Raw genomic sequence first — 9788 nt, 5'->3', positions numbered from 1 at the left:
GTGCAGTCGGCGGCCTGCGCATTCGTGTGCATGGCGACCTGCACCTCGGTCAGGTGCTGGTGGTGCATGGCGACGCCTACCTGATCGACTTCGAAGGCGAGCCGATCCGCTCGCTGGCCGAGCGCCGGGCCAAGCACAGCCCGTACAAGGACGTTTGCGGGGTGCTGCGCTCGATCGACTACGCCGCGGCCATGGCCAGGCGCAATGCGCAGACTGCCGACACCTCGAGCGAGGCCGACCAGGCGCGCCTGGCGATCACCGCCGACTACCGGCAGCGTTCGCAGGCGGCCTTCCTCGCCGGCTATCGGCTGGCGGCGGCGCAGGTGCCTCATGCCTGGCACGAGGAGCACGGCGCAGAAGCCGCCCTGCGCCTGTTCAGCCTGGAAAAGATCGCCTATGAAATCGCCTATGAGGCCGAATTCAGGCCCGACTGGCTGGTGGTGCCGCTGCAGGGTTTGCTCGATCTGTTGCACGCCGAGAATGCTGGAGGTGAGCCATGAGCAAGCAACAGACCGGCGCTCAGGCGCTGGCGGCCATGTTGCCGGCCGAACACGACTGCGAGGCGCTGCTGCGCGCCGAACACCCGGATCCCTTTGCCATCCTGGGTATGCACAGCGATGCCCAGGGCCCGCTGATACGCGTCTACCTGCCCGATGCGCAGGCGGTCGAGGTGCTCGCCAGGGACGGCGAAACGCTCCTCGTCGCGCTCCAGCAGAGCCGGGTGCCCGGCCTGTTCGTCGGCCGCCTGGCCCAGCCCCAGGCCTATCTGCTGCGCATCCGCTGGGCGGACGCCGAGCAGCTCAGCGAGGACCCCTACAGCTTCGGTCCGCTGCTCGGCGAGATGGACCTCTACCTGTTCGCCGAAGGCAATCACCGTGACCTCGGCCATTGCCTGGGCGCCCAACCGATGGTGGTCGAGGGCGTGGCCGGGGTGCGCTTCGCCGTGTGGGCGCCGAACGCCCGCCGGGTCTCGGTGGTCGGCGCGTTCAACGGCTGGGACGGCCGCCGCCATCCGATGCGCTTGCGCCACCCGGCCGGGGTCTGGGAGCTGTTCATCCCGCGGCTGCAGGCGGGCGAGCTGTACAAGTACGAGATCCTCGGCGCCCACGGCCTGCTGCCGCTCAAGGCCGACCCCGTGGCCCTGGCTACCGAGACCCCGCCGGGCACCGCCTCGCGGGTGGCCGCCGCGCTGGACTACAGCTGGCGCGATGGCGACTGGTTGGCCCGCCGCGCCAGCGCCCAGGCGGCCGATGCACCGATCGCCATCTATGAGATGCATGCCGGCTCCTGGCGGCGCGAAGGGGGCGAGGAGGGCCGCCCGTACGACTGGCATGAACTCGCCGAACGGCTGATCCCCTACCTGCAGACCCTGGGCTTCAGCCATGTCGAGCTGATGCCGATCATGGAACACCCCTTCGGCGGGTCCTGGGGCTACCAGCCGCTGTCCCAGTTCGCGCCGAGCAGCCGCTATGGCTCGCGCGAGGATTTCGCCGCCTTCGTCGATGCCTGCCACCAGGCCGGGATCGGCGTGATTCTCGACTGGGTGCCGGCGCATTTCCCCAATGACGCCCATGGCCTGGTGGAGTTCGACGGCACCGCGCTGTACGAGTACGCCCACCCCCACGAAGGCCTCCATCGAGACTGGGATACCCTGATCTACAACCTCGGCCGCACCGAGGTGCACGGCTTCATGCTGGCCTCGGCCCTGCACTGGTTGAAGGAATTCCATGTCGACGGCCTGCGCGTCGATGCGGTGGCCTCGATGCTCTACCGCGACTATTCGCGCAACGCAGGCGAATGGATTCCCAACCGCTACGGCGGACGGGAGAACCTTGAGGCCGTCGACTTCCTCCGCCACCTCAACGACGTGGTGGCCAGCGAGGTACCCGGCGCCCTGGTGATCGCCGAGGAGTCCACCGCCTGGCCCGGGGTCACCCATGCCATCGCCGAGGACGGGCTGGGCTTTTCCTTCAAGTGGAACATGGGCTGGATGCACGACAGCCTGCACTACATTCAGCATGATCCCATCCACCGCCGCCACCATCATGGCGAGCTGACCTTCGGCCTGCTCTATGCCTTTTCCGAGCGTTTCGTGCTGCCGATCTCCCATGACGAGGTGGTGCATGGCAAGCGCGCGCTGATCGACAAGATGCCCGGCGACCGCTGGCAGCAGTTCGCCAACCTGCGCGCCTACCTGAGTTTCATGTGGACCCATCCGGGCAAGAAGCTGCTGTTCATGGGCTGTGAATTCGCCCAGTGGCGCGAGTGGAGTCACGACCGCGAGCTGGATTGGTACCTGCTCAACTACAACGAGCACCGCGGCGTGCAGCAACTGGTCGGCGACCTCAACCGGCTGTATCGGGACGAGCCGGCGCTGCACCAGCAGGACTGCTGGCCGACCGGCTTCCAGTGGCTGATCGGCGACGATGCCGAGAACAGCGTCTTCGCCTGGCTGCGCTGGAGTCGCGAGGGCTACCCGCTGCTGGTCATCGCCAACCTGACCCCGCTGGTACGCCACGCCTATCGGGTCGGCGTGCCGTTCGGCGGGCACTGGCAGGAGCTGTTCAACAGCGACGCCGAATGCTATTGCGGGGCGAACGTCGGCAACGGCGGCATGCAGCTGGCCGAGCCGTTGCCCAGCCATGGCCATGCCGCCTCGCTGCAACTGGTCCTGCCGCCCCTGGCGGTGCTGATCCTGCGCCCAGTCGCCGCGCCAGCGCCTGCTGCCTAGGGGGAGTGTCAACCCTGAAATACCGGATCACGGTAGGGTGGGTGGGGCCGCCTAGGTCGGACCGCGCAGGTTAGCGGCGCCAAGCTGCGAACGATCAGGAAGCGCTCTTATCAAACAGCCAGTATCTAATTAATTTTATTGATTATTGTAGGAGCGGCCGGGCGGCGTCTGGACGACGGGCGATCTCTCGTGGTGCGCTGCGTAACCCACCAGGCGATATCCCTGCGTCGCGCCTATGGTGGGTTACGGCGCAACGGGTCTTGCGGGTTCATCGCTATCGGCGCGTGCGCCTAACCCACCCTACAGGGATCGCGGTACATGGGTAAGACCGCGTTTAGCCGATATTTCAACCTCGTCGTGACACTAGTGTCGTGTCAATCATGAAATGTCGGATCATTGTAGGGGGGAGCGGCGCCAAGCTGCGAACGATCAGGAAGCGCTCTTATCAAACAACCAGTATCTAATTGATTTTATTGATTATTGTAGGAGCGGCTTTAGCCGCGAATTCTTCGCGGCACAGCACAGTTTCGCGCCTGAAGCGGAACGCCGCCCGGCCGCTCCTACAGGTACCCACAAGCCGACAGACACGATTGCCCCCCGTTTGCTGCGCGACAGCGCGGCGTCTGGACGACGGGCGATCTCTCGTGGTGCGCTGCGTAACCCACCAGGCGATAGGCCTGCGTCGCGGCTATGGTGGGTTACGGCGCAACGGATCTTGCTAGTTCATCGCTATGGGCAGCGTGCGCCTAACCCACCCTACAGGGATCGCGGTAGATGGGTAAGACCGCGTTTAGCCGATATTTCAACCTCGTCATGACACTAGTGTCGTGTCAATCATGAAATGTCGGATCATTGTAGGGTGGGTTAGCGGCGCCAAGCTCCGAGCGATCAGGCAGCGCTCTCGTGGTGCGCCGCGTAACCCACCAGGCGATAGGCCTGCGTCGCGCCTATGGTGGGTTACGGCGCAACGGATCTTGCGGGTTCATCGCTATCGGCGCGTGCGCCTAACCCACCCAGGGATCGCGGTACATGGGTGAGACCGCGTTTAGCCGATATTTCAACCTTGTCGCGACAGCCTTGCTCAAGGCTTGTCGGGCGCAGCCTGCTTGCGCTGGTTGCTGCGTCGCATGCGCTTGGCCCGCATCTCGAGCAGCGCATAGCCGAGCCCGGCCAGCACCAACGGCAGCAGGTAATAGATCACCCGGTAGACGATCAGCCCCGCCAGCAGCACGCCGATCGAGACCTGCTGCTGCAGCAGGGCGATAAACACCACCTCCAGTACGCCGAGACCGGCCGGGATATGAGTGATGACCCCGGCGAAGGCGCTGACCAGCAGGGCGCCAAGCACGGTCGGGTAACCGAGCTGGGCCGGCAGCAGGATGTCCAGCAGCAGGGCCATCAGCGCCCAGTTGCTGGCGCCGAGGGCGACCTGCAGCAGGCCCATGCGTAGCGAGGGCAGATAGATTTCGTGGCCGCGGATCGTCCAGAAGCGCCGGCGCGAGAAGGCACAGAGCAGCAGATAGCCCAGCAGAAGGACCAGCAGCCCGCCACCGAGCAGGCGCAAGCCGGGGATGCCGAGTTCCCAGCCCTCCGGCGGCACGATCAGGCCGAAGGCCAGGACCACCCCGAGCAGGCCGCTGTAGCCCAGCCAGTTGGTCATCAGGCTGAGGGTGAGCACCTTGGTGATCTCCGACGGACGCAGGCCAAGCTGCGAGTAGAGGCGAAAGCGCAGGCCGATACTGCCGATCCAGGCGCCGAGGTTGAGGCTGAACGCGTAACAGACGAGGGTGATCGGCAGGACCTGCCGGAGCGGCAGGTGGTGGCGAGTGTAGGCGCGGCCGATAAGGTCGAAGCAGCTGTACAGCGCGTAGCTGGCGAAGGCGGTGGCCGCGGCCAGGAGCAAGGTGCCGATGCGATAGCCGCGCAGCGCCGCGAGCAGTTCCTGCCAGTCCAGGCGGCGGCTGAGGGCGACCAGCAGACCCAGCACCAGGATGAAGAACGCCAGGCCCAGCAGCAGTTTGCCCCGCGCCGGCCAGTCGGGCCTGGCGCTCGAGGCGGGCGTCATGCGGCGTTGCTTGCTCATGGTCGCTCGCGCCGCAGGGCGGCGCTGCGGGCCGCCTTGGCCCGCTCATGGGGCTGCAGCAGGGCGAGTTTCGGCGTGTGCGCGGGGAGCCAGCCGATCCAGGCCGGAAAGTGGCGCAGCAAGTGAAAACCGAGGAACACCAGCGGCATCCGCCAGAAGGCCCAGCGTGCCAACTGCGCCTGACTGATCGCCTGGCAATGCTCGCTAGTCAATGCCTCCAGGTGCTCGAACAACTGCCGATTGAAGGTGCGGTCGCGGATGATCAGGTTGGCCTCCAGGTTCAGCGAGAGGCTCAGCGGATCCAGATTGCTGGAGCCGACTGTGGCCCACTCGTCATCGACCAGGGCCACCTTGCCGTGCAGCGGCCGGCTGTCGTACTCGAGGATGCGTACGCCGCCGCGCAGCAGGTAGTCGTAGAGGATCCGGGCACTGAAGCGGGCGATCGGCATGTCGGGCTGGCCCTGCAGGATCAGCTCGACCCTGACCCCGCGCTGCGCCGCGTTGCGAATCTCGCGCAGCAGCCGGTAGCCGGGAAAGAAGTAAGCGTTGGCGATCAGCAGGCGCTGGCGCGCGCCGCGGATGGCCTGCAAGTATTGCTGCTCGATATCGATACTGTGTTGGCGGTTGTCGCGGATCACCAGCTGCGCCTGGCCCGAGTCTGCTCCCGCCTGGTCGGCAGGCTGGCTACCCGGCGTCGTTCTGGATCGCCGCCCCCAGCCGCGCCGACGTTTGGCGGGCGGCGCCAGCATGGTCAGGACGAACTGGCGGATATCGTGCACCACCGGACCTTCGACTTCGACGGCGTAATCCTGCTTGGCCTCGGGGCCGTAATCGGCCAGGTGGTCGGCGGAAAAATTGATTCCGCCGACAAACGCCAGGCGGTCATCGATGACCACCAGTTTGCGGTGCATGCGGCGGAACAGGTTGGTGCGCATGCCGAGCAGACGGGGCTGTGGGTCGAACATATGCACGCGCACGCCGACCTCGCTCAAGGCCGTGATGAACGCGTTGCTGAGGTCGGCCGAGCCGTAGCCATCCACCGTCAATTCGACCCGGACCCCGCGTTCGGCGGCGGCAATCAGTTCGGCCTGCAGCTGGCTGCCGACCTTGTCCTCGAAGAGGATGAAGGTTTCGATCAGCACCTCCCGTTCGGCCGCGCGTATGGCCTCGAACACCCGCGGGAAAAACGCCTCGCCATTGATCAGCAGGCTCAGGCGGTTGCCTGCGCGCCAGGGAAACCTCATAGGCGGATCTCCACGGCCAGCGGCAGGTGGTCGGACAGGTGCGACCAGGGCCGGGTCGAGAGTATCCGCGGTTCATGGCTGCTGGCGTTGCGCACATAGATGCGGTCCAGGCGCAGCAGCGGCCAGCGCGCCGGATAACTGCGGGCGACCTTGCCATGGGCCCGGGCGAATACTTCGTGCAGCCCGACCTCGCCCTCCAGCAGGCGGGTGGCGCGCAGCCGCCAGTCGTTGAAGTCTCCGGCCACCACCACTGGCGCCTTGGCCGGCAAGCTGTCGAGCAACTCGCAGAGCAGCTGCAGCTGCTGCTGGCGGTGCTGTTCGCGCAGACCCAGGTGCACGCAAATGGCGTGCAGCTCGCGTTGCGCGGGCAACTGCAGGACGCAGTGGAGCAGGCCACGGCACTCCGGTCCGGTGATCGAGATGTCGATGTTGCGCTCGCGCAGGATCGGGTACTTCGACAGCAGGGCGTTGCCGTGATCGCCATCCGGGTAGACCGCATTGCGCCCGTAGGCGAAGTCGCTCCACATGCTGTCGGCGAGAAATTCGTATTGCGGCGTCGGCGGCCAGTTGAGAAAGCGCCGCGAGTGGCGTTCATGGGTCCCCAGCACCTCTTGCAGGAACACCACTTCCGCCGAGACGTTGCGCACCGCATCGCGCAGTTCGTGAAGGATGAAGCGGCGGTTGAACACCGTGAAGCCCTTGTGCGTGTTCACCGTCAGGATTCGCAGGCTGTGCACCGGCCCGGCGTGCTCCAGCTGGTGCCCGCCGCTGCCTTGCCCAGCGTTATTGGTGTTCACATGCCTGCTCCTGCATTTCAGTCCGTGGGGCGGTTCAGTTCGAACAGCAACAGCGTCCGCTCAGCGAGTTCGTATTCCCGGTCCAAGGCGAAGACTTCCCGGTCGGCGTCGACCCGTGCCGTATCGAGCAGGCGGCGCCAGCCGTTACCCTGGGGCACCTCCGGCAGACGGAAGTCGATCGGCTGGAAGTGCGCATTGACGATAAGCAGCAGGGTGCTGTCCGAACCGCTGCGGCGGATGCCGGTGGGTTGCGCGCGACCGTCGAGGAGCATGCCCAGGCAGCGGCCCTGGCCATCGTGCCACTGCTCGATGGTCATTTCCTCGCCGTTGGGTGCCAGCCAGGCCACGTCCTTGACCCCCAGTTCTTCATTGTAGGCGCCGATCAGGTAGCGGCCGCGGCGCAGGATCGGGTAGGCCAGGCGCAGCTTGATCGCCTGGCGCACGAACCGCAGCAGGGCGGCGCCATCCTCGTCCAGCGCCCAGTCGACCCAGCCGATCTCGCTGTCCTGGCAATAGGCATTATTGTTGCCATGCTGGGTGCGGGCGAATTCGTCGCCGGCCAGCAGCATCGGCGTGCCCTGGGAGAACAGCAGGGTGGCCATGAAGTTGTACATCTGGCGCAGGCGCAGCGCCCGGATCTGCGGGTCGTCGGTCGGGCCCTCGACGCCATGGTTCCAGGACAGGTTGTTGTCGGTGCCGTCCTGGTTGTTCTCCTGGTTGGCCTCGTTGTGCTTGTCGTTGTAGGACACCAGGTCGTGCAGGGTGAAACCGTCGTGGGCGGTGACAAAGTTGACCGAGCTGTGGGGCCGCCGCCCGCGCCGGTCGAACAGATCGCCGGAGGCGGTCAGGCGCTTGGCGAAGTCGGCGAGCTGGTTGTCGTCGCCTTTCCAGAAGGCGCGCACGGTGTCGCGGAAGCGGTCGTTCCATTCCGCCCAGCCGGGCGGGAAGCCGCCGAGCTGGTAGCCGCCGGGGCCGCAGTCCCAGGGCTCGGCGATCAGCTTGACCTGGCTAAGCAGCGGATCCTGGCGGCAGGCGACGAGAAAGCCGTGGCGCTCGTCGAAGCCCTCCGGCTCGCGCCCGAGGATGGTCGCCAGGTCGAAGCGGAAGCCATCCACGTGCATCTCCGCGACCCAGTAGCGCAGCGAGTCGGTGACCATCTGCAGGACCCGGGGGTGGCTGAGGTCGAGGGTATTGCCGGTGCCGGAATCGTTGACGTAGAAGCGCTGGTCGTCGGCCTGCAGGCGGTAGTAGCTGAGGTTGTCGATGCCGCGCATCGACAGGGTCGGCCCCAGTTCGTTGCCCTCGGCGGTGTGGTTGTAGACCACGTCGAGGATCACCTCGAGCCCGGCATGGTGCAGGTGCGCGACCATCTCCTTGAATTCGCCGACCTTGCCGCTGGCGAGGTAGCGCGGGTGCGGAGCGAAGAAGGCCAGGGTGTTGTAGCCCCAATAGTTGCTCAGCTCCTTGTCCAGCAGGTGCTGGTCGTTGACGAAGGCGTACACCGGCAGCAGTTCGAGCGCGGAGACGCCGAGCTCGCGCAGGTGCTGCACGACCGCCTCGACACTCAGGCCGGCGAAGCTGCCGCGCAGCTCATCGGGCACCTGCGGATGGCGCATGGTGTAGCCGCGCACATGGGTCTCGTAGAGGATGGTGCGGTCCCAGGGGAGCTGCAGGCGCCGATCGCGGCCCCAGGTGAAGGCGGGGTCGATGACCTTGCACTTGGGTACGAAGGGGGCGCTGTCGCGCTGGTCGAAGCTGAGGTCGGCATCCTGCGAGCCGAGGATGTAGCCGAACAGGGCTGGCGACCAGCGCAGTTGCCCCAGCAGCTGTTTGGCATAGGGGTCGATCAGCAGTTTGTGCGGGTTGAACCTCAGGCCCATGTCCGGGGCGTAGGGGCCGTGCACGCGGTAGCCATAGATCTGCCCGGGGTGGGCGTCGGGTAGATAGCCGTGCCAGATCTCGTCGGTGTATTCCGGCAGCTGGATACGCTCCAGTTCGACCTCACCGCTGGCGTCGAACAGGCACAACTCGACCATGTGGGCATGCGCGGAAAACAGCGCGAAGTTGACGCCCAGGCCATCCCAGGTGGCGCCGAGGGGGAAGGGCAAGCCCTCGCGAACCCGCGACGGAATCCTTACCTGCGGCGCCTGCGGCGTTTTCTTCTGCCGGCTGTGCATCTGACCTCCTGGGTGCTCGTCGGAACGAGGGACAGGCCCTGGCGAGGGGCCTCGCTCTTGCGGCGAACGACCACTCCCTGTTATGAAAAACTAGCGCAAAAAAGGCGTTTTCTCTCTTTTCAGCAGGACTTCTGTCGCCGCGCCGCGCTCTTCACGCGGCGCGGCGGGACCTGGCGCTCGCCTCAGGTGTCGGCCTTGCCGGTGCCCCGTGGCTTTTTCGGCACGCTCGCCTTGGCCGGCGTCGTCGCGCTTCTGGCCTTGCGCGTGGAGGACGGCCGGGCGGCCGGCGGTGGCGCGCTGGCGGCCAGGGTCTCGGCTTCGGCCAGTTGCCGGGCCATGTCCCAGTGCCGCTGCGCCTGTCCCTGGGGGCAGCCTTCGGTCAGCCAGATCTGGTAGGCGTATTCACGGATCTGCTGCTCGTCAATCTTCGTTTCAGCGCTCATCAGTTGGCTCCTCGGTGGTGGGTGGGGCGGAACACAACACGCAGAAGGGCAAATCCGCCAGGACCTGCGCCAGCGCCAGTTGCTTCTGGCCGCGGCCGATGCCCGGGTCGGCAAACAGACCGAGCCAGGGTTGGCCGACGAGCGCGGCCGGCAGCCTGACCCGGGTGTCGCCCCACTGGTCGGCCGGGATCAGGGGCCGTTTGGCGTCGCCGAGCAGGGCGCTGGCCAGGCGCGGCACTATCACCAGCAGCCGTTCGCCGGCGTGCACGCGGGCGAAGGCCAGCACCCGCTCGGCCTGGCTGCCGACCACCGC

General features: G+C 66.4%; 6 protein-coding genes and 2 pseudogenes. 2 read left to right on the top strand and 6 right to left on the bottom strand.

What is annotated here, in order from left to right; all coding sequences use genetic code 11:
* Positions 1–500: pseudogene (locus tag ABZE94_RS17215) on the top strand (alpha-amylase); the annotation flags it as partial.
* Positions 497–2731 carry a 1,4-alpha-glucan branching protein GlgB gene (gene glgB / locus ABZE94_RS17210; protein WP_372876804.1) on the top strand — a complete coding sequence of 745 codons (2235 nt, stop codon included), beginning with the start codon at positions 497–499 and terminating at the stop codon, positions 2729–2731. The pseudogene ABZE94_RS17215 and the gene glgB, both read left to right, overlap by 4 nt.
* Positions 2732–3812: 1081 nt before the next feature.
* Here glgB and ABZE94_RS17205 read toward each other — a convergent pair.
* The 6 genes and pseudogenes from ABZE94_RS17205 to ABZE94_RS17180 form a co-directional block, all read right to left on the bottom strand.
* Positions 3813–4814, bottom strand: coding sequence for a lysylphosphatidylglycerol synthase domain-containing protein (locus ABZE94_RS17205; RefSeq protein WP_372876802.1), 1002 nt, complete (start codon positions 4812–4814; stop codon positions 3813–3815).
* Positions 4811–6058, bottom strand: a complete 1248-nt coding sequence (clsB, locus tag ABZE94_RS17200; protein ID WP_372876800.1) for a cardiolipin synthase ClsB — start codon at positions 6056–6058, stop codon at positions 4811–4813. Before clsB ends, ABZE94_RS17205 begins: the two co-directional genes overlap by 4 nt.
* Positions 6055–6855, bottom strand: coding sequence for an endonuclease/exonuclease/phosphatase family protein (locus ABZE94_RS17195; protein ID WP_372876798.1), 801 nt, complete (start codon positions 6853–6855; stop codon positions 6055–6057). The genes clsB and ABZE94_RS17195 overlap by 4 nt, the downstream gene beginning before the upstream one ends.
* A 17-nt stretch (positions 6856–6872) precedes the next feature.
* Positions 6873–9032 (bottom strand): glycogen debranching protein GlgX, encoded by a 2160-nt coding sequence (glgX, locus tag ABZE94_RS17190; RefSeq protein WP_372876796.1) that lies wholly within the window; start codon positions 9030–9032, stop codon positions 6873–6875.
* 182 nt (positions 9033–9214) lie between these two features.
* The gene (locus tag ABZE94_RS17185) at positions 9215–9475 is read right to left on the bottom strand and encodes a DUF2934 domain-containing protein (protein ID WP_372876794.1); all 261 of its coding nucleotides are present in this window, start codon (positions 9473–9475) and stop codon (positions 9215–9217) included.
* A pseudogene (locus ABZE94_RS17180) lies at positions 9465–9788 on the bottom strand (malto-oligosyltrehalose synthase); the annotation flags it as partial. The gene ABZE94_RS17185 and the pseudogene ABZE94_RS17180, both read right to left, overlap by 11 nt.

The sequence above is a fragment of the Pseudomonas sp. genome (assembly GCF_041601375.1).
Lineage (GTDB): Bacteria > Pseudomonadota > Gammaproteobacteria > Pseudomonadales > Pseudomonadaceae > Aquipseudomonas.
This window is presented reverse-complemented; position numbering and strand designations above follow the sequence as displayed.

Bases quoted from the DNA above. Each gene is read 5' to 3' on its own strand.
- glgX (WP_372876796.1), bottom strand. From the start codon at position 9,032: ATGCACAGCCGGCAGAAGAAAACGCCGCAGGCGCCGCAGGTAAGGATT.
- ABZE94_RS17185 (WP_372876794.1), bottom strand. From the start codon at position 9,475: ATGAGCGCTGAAACGAAGATTGACGAGCAGCAGATCCGTGAATACGCC.
- glgB (WP_372876804.1), top strand. From the start codon at position 497: ATGAGCAAGCAACAGACCGGCGCTCAGGCGCTGGCGGCCATGTTGCCG.
- ABZE94_RS17205 (WP_372876802.1), bottom strand. From the start codon at position 4,814: ATGAGCAAGCAACGCCGCATGACGCCCGCCTCGAGCGCCAGGCCCGAC.
- clsB (WP_372876800.1), bottom strand. From the start codon at position 6,058: ATGAGGTTTCCCTGGCGCGCAGGCAACCGCCTGAGCCTGCTGATCAAT.